The sequence below is a fragment of the Oleiphilus sp. HI0061 genome, from assembly GCF_001635675.1.
The window spans coordinates 1-711 of sequence record NZ_LWFE01000386.1 but is presented as its reverse complement, the minus strand read 5'-3'; the positions used below and the strand labels follow the sequence as shown (position 1 = coordinate 711).

The 711-nt window shown below is 48.1% G+C and carries 1 pseudogene; it reads left to right on the top strand.

Annotated elements, in window-relative coordinates:
• A pseudogene (locus tag A3735_RS30320) lies at positions 1–711 on the top strand (phosphate ABC transporter, permease protein PstA); the annotation flags it as partial.

The window sequence follows — 711 nt, the reverse complement described above, 5'->3', positions numbered from 1 at the left end:
AATGGGGTAACTTCTACGGCTACCTTAAAGATGTAAAAGAAAGCGGCCAGGTTGTCGCCTCTGGAAATGGCGCATGGGATGAACTGAGCAAGCGTATCGAACGTGCATTGAGCATTCATGATGAGATCTATACGATCGAAAAGGCCGAGATCGGCAGCATCAACAGCCAAATCGAGCGTTTACGCCTAAAAGAGCGCTCTTATGAGCTAAACAATGAGCTAACAGCTCAGCGTCAATTAGCGCTTAAAGAAGAACGCGCAGCGCTCGATAATCAATACAAAGGGCTGCAATCACGCCTGAGTGATTTATACACGCAAATCAATCGTGACAGTCTCGTCGCAACAACAGCGGATGGCCAAGAGCGAGAAATCGAGATAGCCCACGTTGTTCGCGCATTCCAGCCTAACAAAATGTCGCTGGCTGAGAAGATCTCCTTCTATATTGAGAAGCTAGTTGAGTTTGTTAGCGATGACCCGCGTGAAGCCAACACAGAAGGCGGTATCTTCCCCGCTATTTACGGTACGGTTTTGATGGTAATCGTCATGTCTATCATGGTGACACCACTAGGCGTTATCGCCGCTGTTTACTTGCGTGAATATGCACACCAGGGTGCAATTACCCGAATTATCCGAATCGCGGTTAACAACCTCGCCGGTGTTCCCTCTATCGTATACGGTGTATTTGGCCTGGGCTTCTTTATTTACTTCCTGG